At 70.3% G+C, this 17299-nt stretch carries 13 protein-coding genes; 7 read left to right on the top strand and 6 right to left on the bottom strand.

Going from position 1 to position 17299, the window contains the following annotated elements:
* The first annotated feature begins 535 nt into the window (after window positions 1-535).
* The 4 genes from ACFQV6_RS38485 to ACFQV6_RS38470 all read left to right on the top strand — a co-directional run bounded on the left by ACFQV6_RS38485 (window position 536) and on the right by ACFQV6_RS38470 (window position 6459).
* A complete protein-coding gene (locus ACFQV6_RS38485; protein ID WP_378032641.1) occupies window positions 536-1795 on the top strand; it encodes a tetratricopeptide repeat protein in 1260 nt (419 codons plus the stop codon).
* Between the two features lie 563 nt (window positions 1796-2358).
* Window positions 2359-3501, top strand: a complete 1143-nt coding sequence (locus ACFQV6_RS38480) for a type III polyketide synthase (RefSeq protein ID WP_378032640.1) — start codon at window positions 2359-2361, stop codon at window positions 3499-3501.
* Window positions 3498-4961 (top strand): cytochrome b5 domain-containing protein, encoded by a 1464-nt coding sequence (locus tag ACFQV6_RS38475; RefSeq protein WP_378032639.1) that lies wholly within the window; start codon window positions 3498-3500, stop codon window positions 4959-4961. The genes ACFQV6_RS38480 and ACFQV6_RS38475 overlap by 4 nt, the downstream gene beginning before the upstream one ends.
* A 22-nt stretch (window positions 4962-4983) precedes the next feature.
* Window positions 4984-6459 (top strand): fatty acid desaturase, encoded by a 1476-nt coding sequence (locus ACFQV6_RS38470; protein WP_378032638.1) that lies wholly within the window; start codon window positions 4984-4986, stop codon window positions 6457-6459.
* Between the two features lie 35 nt (window positions 6460-6494).
* On the opposite strand, the gene ACFQV6_RS38465 is transcribed toward ACFQV6_RS38470, so the two are convergent.
* Window positions 6495-8252, bottom strand: a complete 1758-nt coding sequence (locus tag ACFQV6_RS38465; protein WP_378032637.1) for a hypothetical protein — start codon at window positions 8250-8252, stop codon at window positions 6495-6497.
* Between the two features lie 161 nt (window positions 8253-8413).
* Between ACFQV6_RS38465 and ACFQV6_RS38460 the strand changes: the two genes are divergently transcribed.
* The gene (locus tag ACFQV6_RS38460; RefSeq protein ID WP_378032636.1) at window positions 8414-9154 is read left to right on the top strand and encodes a peptidylprolyl isomerase; all 741 of its coding nucleotides are present in this window, start codon (window positions 8414-8416) and stop codon (window positions 9152-9154) included.
* A 33-nt stretch (window positions 9155-9187) separates the two neighbouring features.
* Here the strand turns inward: ACFQV6_RS38460 and ACFQV6_RS38455 are convergent, their stop codons facing one another.
* From ACFQV6_RS38455 to glsA, 4 genes are all read right to left on the bottom strand, one after another.
* Window positions 9188-9511 (bottom strand): hypothetical protein, encoded by a 324-nt coding sequence (locus tag ACFQV6_RS38455; protein WP_378032635.1) that lies wholly within the window; start codon window positions 9509-9511, stop codon window positions 9188-9190.
* A 208-nt stretch (window positions 9512-9719) separates the two neighbouring features.
* Complete coding sequence (locus ACFQV6_RS38450; protein ID WP_378032634.1) at window positions 9720-10139, bottom strand: SHOCT domain-containing protein; 420 nt, start codon at window positions 10137-10139, stop codon at window positions 9720-9722.
* A gap of 343 nt (window positions 10140-10482) precedes the next feature.
* Window positions 10483-11763, bottom strand: a complete 1281-nt coding sequence (locus ACFQV6_RS38445) for a cation:proton antiporter (protein ID WP_378032633.1) — start codon at window positions 11761-11763, stop codon at window positions 10483-10485.
* Between the two features lie 7 nt (window positions 11764-11770).
* Entirely contained in the window at window positions 11771-12763 is a 993-nt protein-coding gene (gene glsA, locus ACFQV6_RS38440) for a glutaminase A (protein ID WP_378032632.1), read from the bottom strand.
* Window positions 12764-12799: 36 nt separating this feature from the next.
* On the opposite strand from glsA, the gene ACFQV6_RS38435 reads away from it, so the two are divergent.
* Window positions 12800-13129 carry a hypothetical protein gene (locus ACFQV6_RS38435; protein WP_378032631.1) on the top strand — a complete coding sequence of 110 codons (330 nt, stop codon included), beginning with the start codon at window positions 12800-12802 and terminating at the stop codon, window positions 13127-13129.
* A gap of 108 nt (window positions 13130-13237) precedes the next feature.
* Here ACFQV6_RS38435 and ACFQV6_RS38430 read toward each other — a convergent pair whose 3' ends face one another.
* Window positions 13238-15025, bottom strand: a complete 1788-nt coding sequence (locus ACFQV6_RS38430) for a BTAD domain-containing putative transcriptional regulator (RefSeq protein WP_378032630.1) — start codon at window positions 15023-15025, stop codon at window positions 13238-13240.
* 188 nt (window positions 15026-15213) lie between these two features.
* Between ACFQV6_RS38430 and ACFQV6_RS38425 the strand changes: the two genes are divergently transcribed.
* Entirely contained in the window at window positions 15214-17274 is a 2061-nt protein-coding gene (locus ACFQV6_RS38425) for a phage tail sheath family protein (protein WP_378032629.1), read from the top strand.
* Window positions 17275-17299 lie beyond the last annotated feature (25 nt).

The raw sequence follows: 17299 nt of genomic DNA, 5'->3' as shown, positions 1-17299 counted from the left end.
ACCGGGAGTCTCGTCCTATGTCGACACCGGCCACCCACACCTGCCGTGACCAGCACCGTCAGGTTGGAAAAGGCTCATTGTTCCGGTCCTGATCACCGTGGTTTCATGGTTGCTCTCCACGGCCGCCGTGGTCGTTCTCGCATTGACCTATGTGTGGTCTCGACATGATGGACACCGTCGGCGAGCACATGAAATGGTGTCCCTGCTCCTTCGACGCGACCAGTCGCCGGCGGTCGACCGGCGACACCTTGCGGGCAAGCGGTCCGAACGTCCGAGGCGTGGGGGTGAAAGGCGCGTGACCTCGAACTCGGGGCTTGATCGCGGTCGCTCGCTGCGAAGGGAGCGGGCGTCGATGCAGGGCCGTCCGCGCAAGGATGGGAGGCGTGGATGACAGCCGCCGGGCGACTTTACGAAGCCATCCGAAAAAGCGCACATAGCGGCACGTGCCCCGAGTTGCCGCACGATCGCGCGCAGGATTGAGAGACTCAGTGCCTCCGCCGGTTCGGGTCCGCGTCGCCCGGCCGAGTTCAAGGCGTTGAGTCACACGACTGTCAACGACGTGATAAAGGGCAGGCGAATTCCGAAGCTGGAGACACTTCTCCTGGTTGTTGACGCACTCGAAGGTGATAAAGAAGTCTTCAAGACGCTCTGGCAGGATACACAACGCAGCGATGACGCTCTTCCTCGTGCTTCAGGTTCCCGCACAGCGGAACCGGCGGTCTCTTTCTTGAGTGCCGAGCATGTCGTCGCGCACCATCACCTGGCTGAGACCATGTTCAAGGAAGGTTCTTACGAGGACACGGAGCGTCAACTCGATCTCGTGATAGCCGCAGCACAACACAATAAAGCCCGTGTCCTGTACACGCGAGGGTACTGGGCGGAGGCCGAGCGTGTTTACCGAGAGGCACTCAAGACTCGGCGGCATCTTCTTGGTGACGAGGCCCAAGAAACCCTCGTCACCCGGAACAATCTCGCTCTCGTCCTCTTCGACCAAGGCAAGGTGGACGAAGCACAGTTCGAGCATGAGGCTGTTTACCTCGCTTTCAGAGAACTGTACGGCGAAGATCATGAGATGACACTTGCGTGCCGCTACAACCGAGCGCGCATTCTCCACCGCCGTGGACGACTCGCCGAGGCCGAGGCCGCATTTCGATCCGTCATCGAAGCCATTCGCAGGACGCCCGACCGGCTCATCCTGCTGATCGTGCAGAACAATCTCGGTAGGGTGCTCTACGACCGGGGTGATGTGCGAGCTGCTCGCGCCGAATTCGAGGCGGTACTCAGCGCGCAGAGAGAACTCTTGCGCGAGGACCACCCAGATCTATTGCGTACCCGACACAATGTCGCACTCGTCCTCCGCAGCGAAGGTAAAGAAGACGAGGCTGAACGTGAGTTCAAGGACGTCTTGAAGCTGCAGCGCCAGGTGCTGGGTGAGCGTCATGCTCACGTCTTCGACACCCGCCACCACCTGGCGCTCCTCGAATACGACCGCCGACGATTCGGTCTGGCGGAAGAGGAGTTTCAGAAGGTGATGGACGACCAGGCCGAGCTGCTCGGCGCCCACCATCCCGACACCCTTCGGACCCGGCGCAACCGTGCGTTGGCGATGCGCGACCAGGGTGACGTGGAGATGGCGTCCCACGAGTTCCGTGCCGTCATCGATCTTCAGGAGCAGACGTTGGGCTCTGACCATGACGAGACGTTGCAGACTCGCCGTAATCTTGCCGAACTCTTGCATGACCGGGCTGAGAGCGGATCGCGCGTAAGCCCGCCTGCCCGGATGGTGGGCGGCTGATCGACCCTGGTGCGGTGACCACATACGGGTCCTGGGCTGCTTCCCGCGCCGGCCGGACACGATCTTGGGCGTTTCTGCACCGCAGGGTGTGGCCGGTTACCCAAGATCCGGAAGCTTCCGGCCGCCCCAGAGATCTTGGGCGATCACATCTGATGAGAGTGCTGGATCACCTATGAGAATGCCAAGCTGCAGCGCCCGAGATCGTCACTGCTGATATCCGGGGCCGCGCGGCAGTTGATGCGACGGTGTCCAGCGCTCTGTGCGGGGCCCTCGCCGCCCCCGCGGTGTCCCAGATCCGTCATTTCGCGTCGCCCGCTTTCGCTCCTATGCGGCCTCCTCGCACCCGTCGGTAGGCGTTCACGTATGGAGATCGAGGCCGTACTCGGGCTCGCCGTCGCACGGGGAACCGCGCTGATAACGCGGCAAATCAGAATACGGGTATCTGTCGCGTGCTAAGAGTGGAAATTGCACAAAGAATTGGTGAGTCGCCATAGGGACAGCGGTGGCGGGTCTATTCCTGCTACGTTCTTCGCCATTGCTGGAAACGAGACTGAAGGACGCCTATGTCCACTCACGTATCCGAAATGCTCGCCGCCACCGCGGCCGGGCCGGCGACCCGGCCGGCGCTCGTGGCCTCGGTCGGCAGTGCGTTTCCCCGGCGCTCCTACACCCAGGACGAGGTCGGCAACCTGCTCGGCCTGACCAACCGGGTGGTCCGCAAGCTGCTGAGCGCGCCGCACATCCGTACCCGGCATCTCTATCTGCCGGCCCCGGAGCCCGGACCGGCCGGGCGGATCCCGCCGGAGACACCGGTGGACCTGCAGCGCCGGTTCCGTGACGGCGCGCTGGAGATCGGTTCTCAGGCGATCGGGCGTGCGCTCGGCGCGGCGTCGCTCGGTGCCGGTGACGTCGACTACCTGATGTGCGTCACGACGACCGGCTTCATGGTTCCGGGCCTGAGCTCGCTGCTCTCCCGGGAGCTGGGGTTCCGGTCCGACCTGCACCGCGCGGACCTCGTCGGTATGGGGTGCAACGCCGGGCTGAACGGTATGAATGCGGTGGCGCAATGGGCCGGGAACCATCCGGGCGGCGTCGCCCTGATGGTCTGCTGCGAGATCAATTCGGCGATCTACGTTGTTGACGACACGCCCGGAACCGGCATCGTCAACAGCATATTCGGGGACGGTGCGGCGGCCGCCGTGGTGACGGCGGGATCGGTCACCGGTGCGGGGCCGGGACTGCGGCCGCAGATTCTCGACTTCGAGAGCTTCTGCATTCCGGAACAGTGGCCGGCGATGCGGTTCGACTGGAATACCGAGCACAACAAATGGAGCTTCTTTCTCGACCGTGACATCCCGTACGTCATCGGTTTCAATGTCTATCGGCCGGTGGACCGGCTGCTCGCCAGGCACGGTCTGGACCGGTCCGTGATCCGGCACTGGGTGATGCACACCGGCGGTGGCGCCGTGATCGACTCGATCAAGGTGAGCCTGGGGCTCGGCGAGCACGACGTCCGGCACACCCGGTCGGTGCTGCGCGACTACGGCAACATCTCCAGCGGCAGTTTCCTGGTCAGCCTGGAACGCCTGCTGGCCGAGGGTACGGCCGCCGCCGGTGACCTCGGCGTGATGATCACCATGGGGCCGGGTGCCCAGATCGAGACCGCGCTCTTCCGCTTCGCGAACCTCGGAGGTGAGCAGCGGTGAGCAGACGCAAGCCCCCGCCGCCACGCCGGCCAGGCCCGCCGCACCGGCCCGGCCCGCCACCACCCGGGGGAACCCACCCGCTCGGGCCCGATCTGGCGCTGGCCGAACGCGATCGCACCGGCCTGCGCCGCCCGTTCTGGATCGTCGACGGCCAGGCCTACGACTTCAGCGAATGGATGGACAGGCACCCCGGCGGCGGCGCCTGGTTCGCCGAGTCGATCGGCCGGGACATCACCGCGCTGTTCCACACCTACCACCGCGATCCGCAGCGGCTGCGCGCGATCCTCGCGAAGTACCGGATCGACGACGTCGGCGCCGGGCACGTCATCCCGAACCTGGGCCTGCCGCCGTTCCTTCTGCCGCCGGGCTTCGACGCGGTCACCGACGTGCCGCGGTTCGAGTTCGGCGGGGCGGGCGACCTGCGGGCGGAGATCGTCCGCGAGGTGGAGAAGCTGGCACCCCGGGAGCGGCTGCGCCGGTACGACCGGGTCTTCGACGCGATCAGCGTGACCGTGCTCGCCGGGCACCTCGCCGTGCTGGCGGCGCTGCTGCTCGGTGTGCTGCCCGCCTGGGCCTGCGTGTTCCTTCTGGTGCTCACCCGGACGGCGCTGGCCGGCTCCGGCCACTTCTATCTGCACCGCCGCAAGCCGCGGCGCCCGTCGCGGGTCCTGAGCCCGGGGATGCTGCCGAGCACCCTGTTCGACTTCAACTACGTGGGCACGTACCTGGTCGGGGTGGACGGTCACGTCGTCCTTCATCACCCCTACCTCGGCAGCGGCGCCGACATCAAGGGCGCGTTCCTCGGCGCCCTGCGGCGCGTGCACCCGGCGCTGCGGATACCCGCCTACACGGTGCACAAGCTGGGGATGGCGCTGTTCGGCATCGCCCGGCTCGGTGTGCCGATCATCTTCGGCAGCACCCGGCACGCCGGCATCCGCGCCGAGTTCTGGCTGGTCCGCGGATTCCTGGCCGCGGAGTTCGTTGCCTGCGCGGTCACCGGGCACTGGCTCGCCTGGCTGATCCAGTTCGTATTGACCCTCTGGTTCAACACCGTGCTGATCACCGCCAGCCACGACTTCGAGCCGGACGAGCAGGACGCGCCCGTCGACGGCCTGCCCGAGCGGCTGCGCGGCGACTGGGCGGCCCGGCAGATCCACCTCAGCCACGATCTGACGATCTCCGGCAACAAGTGGGCCGACGTGTTCCTGTCGGCCGGGCTCAACACCCACCGCGTACACCACACGCTGCCGTTCCAGCGGTCCGGCTTCGCCAACCTGGTGTCCGAGCCGGCGGTCCGCGCTGCCTGCGAGGCGGCCGGAATGGTCTGGGACCGCCCGCGCAACCTGTTCACCGAAAGGTTCCCGGTCTTCGTGCGCACCTACCTGCGCGGGTCGAAGGGCGGGCGTCATCTGCCGGCCAGGCGGTACGTCGCCGACGGCTGGCGCACCGGCGAGGACTGACGGCTCACTGAGAGGAACCGACATGGTCGACACCACACCGAGTTCCCCGTTCACCGGGACGGTCCTGCCGCAGGGGCCGCCGTTCTGGATCGTCGACGGGGTCGCGTACGACTTCTCCGCGTGGGCGGACACCCACCCCGGCGGCACCATCTGGTTCGAGACCACGCAGGGCCGGGACATCAGCGCGCTGTTCCACACCTATCACCGGGATCCGGCCCGGCTGCGCCGCATTCTCGCGAAGTACCGCATCGACGGGCCCACCGAGGCGGACGTGCTGCCCAAGATGGGGGTGCCGCCGTTCCTGATGCCGCCCGAGTTCGACGCGTCGAAGGATCTGCCCCGCCTGGAGTACGCCGAACAGGGATCGCTGCTGGCGGCGATCCGGGCCAGGCTCGACATCCACCTGTCCCGCCCGGCCGTACGCCGGCACGACCGCGCCTTCGACGTCGTCACCGGGATCATCGGTGCGGCACACGTCGCGGCGTTCGCCCTGCTGGTGCTCGGCGCCATCCCGGCCTGGCTGTTCGTGGTCGCGGTGGTGCTCACCCGGACGGCACTCGCCGGTGCCGGCCACTACCACATCCACCGCAGGTCGAAGCCCGGCCGGCGCCGGTACGCGATGCCGTTCGGAAAGGCGCTGTTCGACGTCAACTACGTCGGCACCTGCCTGATCGGCACCGACGGCCACGTGCTGCTGCACCATCCGTACCTCGGTTCGGGCGCGGACGTGAAACGCACCTTCTTCGACGGGATGCTGCGGCTGCACCCGCTGCTCCGGGTGCCGGGTTACACGCTGCACAAGTTCGGCATCCTGGTGCTCGGGCTGGCCGTACGCGGCTACGAGGTCATCGCGCGCGAACACGGGCGCAGCACGTACCGGCTCGAGTTCTGGCTGGTGCGCGCCCTGCTGCTGGCCGAGCTGGCGGTGTGCCTGGCCACCGGCCACGTGGTCGCGTGGATCGTCCAGTTCGTTCTCACGCTCTGGTTCAACACGTTCCTGGTGGTCGCCAGCCACGACTTCGAGGACGCGGAGGACGACGAGCTCGCCGCGATCCCGGCGGCGCTGCGCAACGACTGGGCGGCACAGCAGGTCTGCCTGAGCTACGACCTCAGCGTGGTCGGCAACCGGTGGATGGACCTGTTCCTCACCGCCGGCCTGAGCCCGCACCGGGTGCACCACGTGCTGCCCTATCAGCGGTCCGGGTTCGCCAACCTCGCCTCCGAGCGTGCGGTCCAGGAGGCGTGCGAGGAGGCCGGTGTCGCCTGGGAGCGCCCGCGCAACCTGCTCACCGACCGCTTCCCGGCGATCATGAAGCACTATCTGCTCGCGCCGGCCCAGCGCGTCGGCGCCCCGCCCGGCCGTCCACCGGCGAGCCGGGTGCCGCCGGTGAGCGAGCCGCAGCCGGACGCCGGATCGCAGCAGCGGACCGGGCCGGTCCGCGAACTCACCGAGTTCGGCCGCTTCTGCTTCGACGGCTGGCGCGGCGTTGGCGTATGAGCGGCGGGTGGCGCGGTGTTGGCGTGTGAGCGGCGTCAGCGGCGGGTGGCCTCGCGGACGTTCACCAGCAGCACGAGCAGCGCCGCGAAGAAGAAGGTGAAGGTGACGACGTAGCGCCCGTCGTACCAGAGCACGGCCAGCATCAGGACCGCGGCGCAGGCGAGCAGCAGGCGCAGCAGCACCGCCAGGAACTTGCCGCGGACCAGGCCCTCGACCGTCAGCAGGACCAGCAGCAGGACCAGGGCGGTCTCCTGGCCGGCGATCGGCAGCGGGGACAGCACGGCACCGAGCGCCCACAGGATCAGCGGGGTGCTGATCACCGCCCACCAGGACCGGGCCCGGCCCAGGAAGCCGGTCGACGCCTCCAGCGGCACCCGCCGGTGCATCAGGTGGGCGTGCGGGTGCTGCGCCACGGGCCCGGCAGTCGCGCTGCGGTGCAGCTCGTCGGCAATGCGGGTGCGTTCCATCTGCAGGCCGATCAGCTGCTGCTCCTGACCGGCCAGGGCACGCACCTCCGGGTCGCCGGCGGGCAGGCCCGCGGCGGCCACCGTCAGCTCGTGACGCATGGCGTCTATCTCGCGGTCCAGTTCGGCGATCCGGTCACGGTCTCGTTGGGTACGGACCTCGACGAGCTGCCGTTCGGTGGCCGCGTCGGGCACCACCTTGGCCAGGCCCGCCCAGCCGACCGGATCCGCCCACGCCGGCCGCACGGTGCCGTCGCGCCGGTAACGCGGGCCGGCCGGGCCACGTTCGCCACCCAGCCGGTCGCGGGTGTCACGGCCCCACAGGCCGCGGAAGTCGCGGACCCACGCCGTCTCGTCGTCGATCATCACCGGATGCCAGGGCTCCGCCTGCGCGGGGCCGACGGCGCGGCCGTCACCGCGGGCATAGTCGACGTACGGGATGCCGACGCTGCGCTGATCCTCGGCCGACCACGGCGCCAGCAGCCGGGCAGCCCATCGCAGGGCGCCGACCAGGCCACGCAGTCGCGGCGGCCGCACCGTGATCAGGTAGTCGCCGGGCAGGTACGCGCCGGAATGTGAACCTGCGCCGACGAAGACCACCGGGTGCCGGCCGCCGACCAGGCTGAGATCCGGGTCGTCGCCGCGCCGCCGCAGGTCGTCGCCGGTCTCCTCGTGCGCCGAGAACACCACCCACGCCACCGGCGGCAGCCCGTCGGGGCCGGCCGCGCCGGCCGCGTCCAGGTAGACCGTCACCTGCTCCCAGTCGGCCTCGTGCTCGTTGACCCCGCCGAACGCCGAACGCCAGTTGTTGAAGCTGTAGAAGAACCAGTACTGGCACACGATCCACGGGTCGTCGCGCACCACCCGCCCGTAGTAGGTGGGCCGCCCCGGCTGGAGGTGATCACGCTGCAACAGGAACGAGCGGGCCGCGCTCCCACCCGGGACGCTGCCGCGGAACAGCAGCGAGAACCGGTTGAGGGTGTCGACCAGCCGGGCGGTGAGCCCGACCGACGCCAGGCGGCTCGACCGGGCCAGATGGGGCGGCCGGTCGCGCAGCGGAATGTGCACGGGGAGGTGCTTCTCGTCGGCGTCGATGCCGGAGAGCGAATGCCCGAGGCCCTGCTCGGCGCCGCCGGCCGCGGCGAGGCTGTCCAGGGTGAGGTCACCCGGCGCGGCGACCTGGACCGGGCGCTCCCCGGGCTCGGAGCGCCACAGGCCGGCCCGGCTGACGTACCGTTCGACCTGGACCGGGAAGAAGTACTCACCCTCGGTGAACCTGGCAACCGGCTCGTAGGCGCGCAGCAGGCGCAGGTCGTCCTCGATCCCCACCAACCTGTTGGTTCCTTCCCCGCCGGTGTGCCGCAGACACGATCCATGGACGCGTGCCGAGGTTATCCGCAGCGCGGCGGGCCCACCGTGCGACTCGCGGACTCCCTACCGGGGGCGCGGTGGCCTCCGATAGATTGTCGTCAATCAATTGGGGAGGCATCGTGGTTCAGCACAAAGGGGTGCGCCGTGCGTTCGCCGTCACCGCAGCAGCCGCTCTGCTCTGCGTCGCCGTGCCGGATCCGGCGCGTGCCCAGAGCGGCCCGGCGCCCACGGCGCCCACCAAGGGGCCCTGCCAGTACACGCCGACGCCGGACGAGCCCGCCGCCCGGCCGGTGCCACTGCCGCGCGACCCGCACCGGACTCCCAGCCGGGGGACGGTCACGGCGGTGCTGCGGACCAACCTCGGGCCGATTCCGCTGGTGCTCGACCGTGGCGCGGCGCCCTGCACGGTGCAGAGCTTCCTTCACCTGGCCCGGCACCGGTTCTACGATCGGACGATCTGCCATCGCCTCACCGCGTACCCGACTCTGAAGGTTCTTCAGTGCGGTGACCCGAGCGGAACCGGTGAGGGTGGTCCGGGTTACCGCTATCGCGACGAGCTGCCGACGGACCTGCCGCCGGCGCCGACCGATCCGACCGGGGTGCGGCGGCTCTACGCCCGTGGGGTGCTGGCGATGGCGAACGCGGGCCCGGACACCAACGGGAGCCAGTTCTTCCTGGTCTACGGGGACTCGGCTCTGCGCCCGAACTACACGGTCTTCGGCGGGGTGACGCCGCGCGGGCTGGCGACGCTGGACCGGGTCGCGGCCGGTGGCATCACGCCGACCGCCGAGGATCCCGCTCCGGTCGACGGGACGCCCGCCCTGCGCACCGAGATCCGCAAGGTCCGCACGTACCGCTGACCCGCGAGGCGGCGCGAGTGGCGCGGCGGGCGGTCAGCGGGAGGAGCCGGCCAGGGCGCGGCTGGTGCGGTTGATCAGGACCAGGCCGAGGGAGGCGGCTACGACCACGGCTGCGGCTACCGCGTAGGAGCCCGTTGTCAGGACCGTGCCGAAGGTGCCGATGGCCAGGACCGAGCCGAACGAGCCCACCGACAGCACCGAGCCGAACGAGCCGACCGAGCCGATCGACAGAACCGAGCCGAACGAGGCGACCGACAGGATCGACCCGAAGGAACCGACCGAGAGGATCGAGTTCTTCGAGCTGATGCTCAGGATCGAGCCGCTGGACCGGTACGAAAGGATGTTCTTGGCAGGCATCGCGCCATCATCGCCCAAACGGGCCGTGCGTACTGCCCCGCCGGCCGCTCGCCCCGGAAGCTCGTGGCGGGCGAAGACAGGCGCACCCGTTGGGGTTGTGTGCGCGTTCACCCAGGTCATGGGCGTGACCTGCGCACACGCAACCCCAACGTGTGCGCCTGCCCACGTCAGAAGCGGCTGTCAGAAGCGGTAGTGAAGAGGCAAGGATCTACGCGACCGCGGCCTTCGTGCTGTGTCCCAGAGCGTCGGCCTTCAAGCGCTCGAAGTCGGCCTCGGTGATCACGCCGGAGTCGAGCAGCGACTTGGCCGAGGCGATCTCCTCGGTGGCGCTGCGCTTGCCGCTGTCCGGTGTCGCCACCGAGCGGATGTAGGCCTCCTGCCGCTTCTGCATCTCGGCCGCCTGGGCCATCGCGCGGTCGTTCATGCCGGAGCCCCGTGCGATCAGGTAGACCAGCATGCCGATGATCGGCAGGATGATCAGGAAGATCGACCACATCGTCTTGCCGAAGCCGCCGAGGTCCTTGCTGCGGAACAGGTCTCCGAAGACCCAGAAGAGGCACATGAACCAGGCGCAGAAGATGAAGAATTCGAAGACTGCCAGAAGGAACGAGCCGTTGTCGTCGAACATATGAGCGCCCTTCCAAGGGAGCCGCCAGCTGGTCGGCGGCGTGTCTCCCTGAGTAGACCGCCCGCCGCTCCCGCCGACATCATCCGCAATGGATTAATCAACTGAGTCAGGACGCAGCCGGTGACGCGGACTGCGGCGCGGACCGCAGAATCAGGATCAGCAGGATGTGTACGCGGGACCGCATCTCACCCGCGGCCGTTCCGCCGGCGCAGCAGAACGACGATGCCCGCCACTACCAGCAGCAGGGGAAGGATCAGTCCCCACATCAGCCATCCATTCATGGGAGCACCTTCCTCGCGCGAATACGGCCCGGCCAGAGTTCCAGGTCCGGGATTCCCGCAGATCATCCCGGCCGGGTGAGACGCCCGGCGCCGTGCGGCGGCAGCCCGCGAACCGGCAGCGGCGGGGTCGGCGGCCGATCGGGGCGGGTGTGCGGAACATCGGCGACGGTTGCCGCGTACCGATCGGCCAGTGGTTTGGCACTGAGACCGTGCGCCAGCACGCTGAGCAGGACGGTCACGCCGATGATCGCCACCGCCTGGCCGGCCCCGCCGTGCATCTCCTCCAGGGCGATCACCGCGAAGATGACCGAGGCCAGGCCGCGGGGACCGAACCAGCCGATGAACGCCACGGTCGCCAGTGGCAGCCGGGTGCCGATCAGGGCGAGGGCCACCGGAAGCATCCGTACGACGGTGAGGCTGAGCACGGCATAGACGGCGACCCGCCAGTCCGAGCGGTCCACGACGATCGGTACGGCGACCGCCCCGAAGACCAGCCACGTCAGCAGCGACACCAGTCCGGCGGTCTGCTCGACATAGTGGGTCTCCACGTCGCCGTCGCGCCGGGCGAAATGGCCGAACGCCAGCCCGGCGACGAACGCCGCGACGAAGCCGTTGCCGTCCAGCCAGAGCGTGCCCGCGTACGCGACCAGCGCCAGCGCCAGCACGGCCGGCCCGGTGAAGTCCTCGGACGACCAGCCCCGGCGGCGCGCGACGCGCAGCCCGAGCCCGCCGGCCATGCCGACGCCGATCCCGGCCGCCAGCCCGATCGCCAGATCGAGGAGAGCGGCGCTCACACCGTGGCTCTGAACGCCCTCGGCGGCCGCGGCACCCGCGATCGCGACCATCACCACCGGAGTCGCGATGCCGTCGTTGAGCCCGCTCTCCACGTTCAGCACCCGGCGGACCCGTTCGGGCACCGCGGGGTTGGTCATCACGGACGCACCCAGCGCCGCGTCGGTCGGGGCCAGGGCGGCACCGACCAGCAGCGCGAGCCAGAATCCCGTACCGTCGAACACCCACGCCGCCAGCAACGCCCCGGCGGCGATCGTCAGCGGAAGCCCCACCCCGAGCAGCCGGGCGTAAAGCCCGAGGTCGGCCCGGAGCTCCCGCAGGCCCACCCGGGAAGCGTCCGCGAACAGCACCCACACGAGGGTGACCTCGGCGAGCAGCTTGATGCTCTCCAGGGTGATCTCGACATCGACGACGTGCAGCACCTCGGCGAGCACCACGCCGACGGCGACGAAGACGATCGGCGAGCTCAGGTCCGCGCGGCCGAGCCGGTTGGCGAACAGTCCCCAGGCGAACACGACGAGCGCGACCAGCGCCACGGCCGCCGCGTCCATGGCCGCCTCAGATTCCCGGCTCGGAGGCGAACAGGGTCAGCCCCAGCCGGCGGGAGAGGAACCGGGCGCTCAGCTGCCCTCTGACGCTGTTCCCGTAGCTGTCGAGCGGCGGCGCGAAGGTGGCCAGCGCACCCTTGCCCGGGGAGATGACGATGATGCCGCCCCCGATGCCGCTCTTGCCCGGTGCTCCTACCTCGTACAGCCAGTCGCCGGAGGTCTCGTAGAGGCCGGCGGTGGCCATCACCGCGAGCGTGAAGTGGCAGACACCGCTGTCCACCACCCGCTCGTTCGTGCGCGGGTTGACCCCGCCGTTGGCCAGGGTCGCGCCCATCACCGCGAGGTCGGTAGCGGTGACCCGCAGGCAGCTCTGCCGGGTGTAGAGGCCGACCGCCTCGACCGGGTCGCAGCCCAGGAGGCGATAGGTCTGCAGCAGGTCGGCGAGGGCGCGGTTGCGGTGGTTGGTCGCCGACGCGGAGGCGTGGACCTCCTCGTCGAGCGGCAGCTCCCGGCCGGCGAACCGGGACAGGCCGTCGCCGAGGAACTTCCACCTGGCCGCGGCGGTGTCACCGGGTGCCAGGCTGGCGGTCGCGATCGCGCCCGCGTTCACCATCGGATTGGTACGCCCGTCCGGTCCGCGCTCGACCGCCGTGAGCGAGTTGAACGGCAGGCCGGTGGCGTTGACACCCAGCCGCTGCCGCAGCTGGTCCGCGCCCAGGACCTGGCAGACCAGGGCGAACACGAACGGCTTGGCCACGCTCATCACGGTGAATCCGTGTTCGGCGTCACCGACCGCGTACCGGCCGCCGCGGCTTCCGGCCGCGCAGATGCCGAACAGGTCAGCCGGCACGCGGGCCAGGGCGGGGTAGACCCGGGAGCATTCGCCCTCGGTGTGCGACCGATACCGCTGGTACGCCTCGTCGACGGAGCGCTGCACCTGCTCGGGGGAGGGGAGTTGGCCGGTCGAGACGTACGGGGCGACGTCGGTGTCCAGAGGTCCCATCGATGACTCCCAAGGGCGGGCGGCAGGAGCCAGGCTATGGCGTACGCCATCGATCTTCCTCATCCGCGGAGGGTGAGGGCGCCCGGCGTCTCATCCACCACGGACGATTTCGCCGGCCCGTTCCACCGCAACGGTGGAGGGATGGGCGGGAAGACGTACGCCGAACTGCCACGCGACGACCCGAACCGGGACTCCGTGATGACGGCCTCGTTCCTCCAGGCTTCGCTGTTCACCTCGGTGGTCGCCTTCGGCGTCGCGGTCCTGGCCGCAGGCCTGGGCATCGTCCTGGTGCTGATCGGGTCCGCCCTGCGGCGTCTCGCGCGCGTGGCCGAATCGGCCGGCATCCCGAGCGCCGGCCGAACCTGACAGCTCGCCGGAAGCGAGCCGTCCACCGGAAGCGAGCCGTCCACCGGAAGCGACTCGGAAGCCGCGCGGCAGCTTGCCCGGCGGCGTGCGGGACGGCGCCCGCCGGGCTCACGGCTCGTCGCGGGCGGCGGTGTAGGCGGCGTGGGCGCGGGTCAGGTCGTGGAACTGGTAGCGGCCGGCGGCCGGCTCCCGCAGCAGGTTCATGTCGAGCAGCTGGTTGAGGATCTGGGTCGCAGACACCGGTGTGGCGTCCAGCAGCGTGGCGGTGGCGTGCTCGTCGATGTCCGGGCCCGGGTGGCGGCCCAGGACCTGATAGGCGTGCTGCTGTTCGGGGTTGAGCCGCTGGTAGGACAGGTCGAGGGAGGCGGTGACGCTGCGCTGGCCGGCCTCCAGCTCGGCCAGGCGGTATCGCTGGTCGCGCAGCCGCTCGGCCAGGTGTGCCGGGCTCCACGTCGGGTGTGAGCGCAGCCGGGACGCCGCGATCCGGATCGCCAGGGGCAGCCGGCCGCACAGCTCGGCCAGTTCGGCCAGCAGGGCGGGATCGTGACCGCGGAGGTCCACGCCGGCGCTGCGGACGAACAGCGTGACGGCGTCGGACACGGCGAGCGTGTCCAGCGACAGCTGCCTGGTGTTGTCCAGCCCGGCCAGCTGGTGGCGGCTGGTCACCAGCACCAGGCAGCCGGGCGCGCCGGGCAGCAGCGGTGCCACCTGGCTCTCGCCCGCGGCGTTGTCCAGCACGATCAGCACGCGGCGGCCGGCGAGCCGGGTGCGGTACAGCGCGGCCCGACCGTCGGTGCCGGCCGGGATCTGCGGCTCCGGGACCCCGATGCCGCGCAGCAGATGGTCGAGCGCCTCCGCCGGTTCCATCGGCTCGGCGCCCTCGGTGTAGCCGCGCAGGTCGAGGTGGAGCTGCCCGTCCGGGTACCGGCCGGCGATCCGGTGTGCCGCCTCGATGGCTAGCGCGGTCTTGCCGACACCGGCCATCCCGTCGATCACGGTGATCACCAGGTCGTCGGTGTCGCCGGGCCGGTCGAGCAGGGCCAGCTCGTCGGCCCGGCCGGTGAACGCCGGTGGGGGAGCGGGCAGCTGGCGCGGTGTCCACCCGGTGTGCGCCTCGACCGCGGGCTGCGCGAGGGTGGCGGGCTGGGCGAGGGCCGGGTCCGCCGCGAGGATCTGCCGGTACAGCTGTTGCAGCTCCGGGCCCGGGTCGGCGCCGAGCTTCTCGGCCAGGTGCTGCCGGATTCCGGCGTAGTGGTCGAGGGCGTCGGCGGGGCGGCCCGCCGCGTACAGGGTGCGGATGTAGGCCGCCGCCAGCGACTCGGCCGTCGGCCGCTCGGCGGTCAGGCCGGCCAGCAGAGCCAGCACCGGGCCGACCTCACCCACCCGGACCGAGGTGGCCGCCCACTCCTGCACGGCATCCACATACTGCTGGTCCCAGGCCTGCCGGACGGTGGCGGCCCACTGGCCGGGCAGGTCGGCCAGGGGCGGGCCGCGCCGCAGGTCCATCGCCTCGGCGAGCAGCTTCATGCTCTCCTGGTCGGTGCGCTGCCGCTCGTGTGCCCGCTCGACGAGGAGCCGGAACCGCAGGGCGTCCACCTGTTCCGGGTCCACGTCCAGCAGGTATCCACCGGAGCGGCGCAGCACCTGGACCGGCGCCTGACCCTCCGTCTGCGCGGTGTCCAGCAGCCGCCGCAGACGGCTGAGATGCACCTGCAGCGTCCGGCGGGCACCACTGGGAGCCACGTCCCACACCCGGTCTATCAAACTCTCCGTGCCGATCAGACGACCGGCGTCGGCGGCCAGTGCGGTCAGCACCAGCCGCTGTTGTGGCGCGCCGGCATCCAGCGCACGCCCGTCGTTGATGATCTCGATCGGCCCTAGCAGCCGAATCTCCATCCCCCGCACCCCGACGATGTTCATCCCTGCGAGATCCGCAGGCGGGCAACCTGCCCGTTAGCCGATCAGTAGCAATTTGTACATCGACGAGTTTGACCCTCTACCGGATACCGGCACAAGCCGATGTAGGTCGGATTCCCGACCAACTGCCGCGTATCGGTCGATGCGCAGAGGGAATTGGAGGCGGGATGCCGGCGGACACGACCTATCCCGGGGTCTATGTCGGGGAGATCTCCACCACGGTAGGCAACGTCGCACCGGTTTCCACGGCGACGGCCGCCTTTGTCGGGTACACCCGGCGGGGCCCGCTCAACCAGCCGGTCCGGATCGGCGGCTTCGCCGAGTACGAACGGTATTTCGGCGGGCTGAGCAGGCACGGTGCGGTCGGCACCGCGGCGCACCAGTTCTTCGTCAACGGCGGCGCCAGCGCGGTGATCGTCCGGGTGATCAAGGACGGCAGCGCCGACGAGGCGGCGGTCACGCTCCTCGCCCACGGTCGCCACGACCACGATCACCACGACGACCATGATCACCACAACGGGCACGACCACGACCATGACCATCACGACGACCACGGCGACCACGGCGACCACGGCGACCACGGCCGCCCGACCCGTCCCGGCCGCCCTCGTGGTGCCGCCGCGGAGGAGGAGGCCGATCAGCCCGAGACCGCCGGCGACCAGGAGGCCGCCGGGCAGGATCCCCGGGACCGCCACGATCGCCCGCGTGAGCGGCCGGTGCTCGAGGTGCACGCCAAGGAGCCGGGGCACTGGGGCAACGGCCTGCACATCGTGATCGACCACGGGTCGAGGGGCCCGGACGAGACCTTCACCCTGCACGTCGTCAACGGTCCCGGCCCCGGCCACGAGACCTACCGGGGCCTGTCGATGGACCCCGACCACGAGCGGTTCGCACCCGACACGATCAACGCGGCCTCGAAGCTGATCCGCGTCGAGGCGGTCGGCCGGGCCCGGCCCGACGCGAACGGCACCGTCTCCCGCGAGTTCGACCGCGACCTGCCGGACCTGGACGGCGACGTCACGGTGCGCATCGGCGACGAGGAGCGCGAGTTCCGGCTCTACCGCCCGCACCACGACGGCCCGCCGCCACGGCATCTGCCGGAGCTGGCCGCCCTGCTGGAACGCAAGCTGCGTGCCCAGCCGGACCGGCCGGGCAGCACCGCGTTCGCCGGTGCACGGGTCCGCGCCGTCGGCCGCCGCCTGCTGACCGTCGCCGGTTCGACCGACGAGGCCGACATCGTCCACTTCTCCGGCGACCACTGTGACCACCTCGGCCTGGAGGCGTTCGCCGCCCCGCCGGTCTTCGCCCTGTCCGGTGGTGACGACGGCGACCCGCCGGAGGCCGGCGACCTGATCGGCGACGAGACGGCCAAGACCGGCCTGCACGCGCTGCGCGACGTCGTGGACGTCAACCTGCTCAACCTGCCCGACCTGGCCGGCTGGGAGTCGATCGAGGACGCCGCCACGGTGCTGTCGGTGGCCGACCGGATCGCCCGCGAGCAGCGGATCTTCCTGCTGATCGACGCGCCCGCCGCCTGGACCGGCGTGGACGCGGCCCGCACCGGTGTCGAACTGCTGGACGCGGTCCGCAGCGACCACGCCGCCCTGTACTTCCCGCACCTGATCGTGGACGGCCGGCACGGCCCGGTCCCGCCCTCGGGCGCCGTGGCCGGGGTGATCGCCCGCACCGACGCCGAGCGCGGGGTGTGGAAGGCGCCGGCCGGCACCGGTGCCCGGCTGATCGGGGTGCGCGGGCTGAGCGTGCCGCTCACCGACCGGGAGAACGGGCTGCTCAACCCCCTCGCGGTCAACTGCCTGCGCACGTTCCCCGGCACCGGTCCGGTGGTCTGGGGCGCGCGCACCCTGGCCGGCGGGGAGGGCGAGCAGGCGGGCGAGTGGAACTACGTACCGGTACGGCGCCTGGCGCTGCACCTCGAGGAGAGCCTGTACCGGGCGCTGCGCTGGGTGGTTTTCGAGCCCAACAACGAGCAGCTCTGGCAGGCGATCCGGCTGGACGTCGGTGCCTACCTGGACACCCTGTTCCGGCGGGGAGCGTTCGCCGGCCGTACGCCCCGCGAGGCGTACTTCGTCAAGTGCGACGCCTCCACCACGACCGAGGCCGACATCGCCGACGGCATCGTCAACGTCGTCGCCGGGTTCGCGCCGGTCGACCCGGCCGAGTTCGTCATCGTCACCATCCAGCAGGTGGCGGGACAGCCCGCCTACTGAAGCCGGACAAGCCCGCCCAACTGAA

Origin of the sequence: Actinoplanes sp. GCM10030250, from assembly GCF_042666575.1 — a bacterium.
In the GTDB taxonomy this organism is placed as follows: Bacteria; Actinomycetota; Actinomycetes; order Mycobacteriales; family Micromonosporaceae; genus Actinoplanes.
Note: the sequence above shows the minus strand (reverse complement) of the source record. Positions and strands in the feature narration are given on the sequence as shown.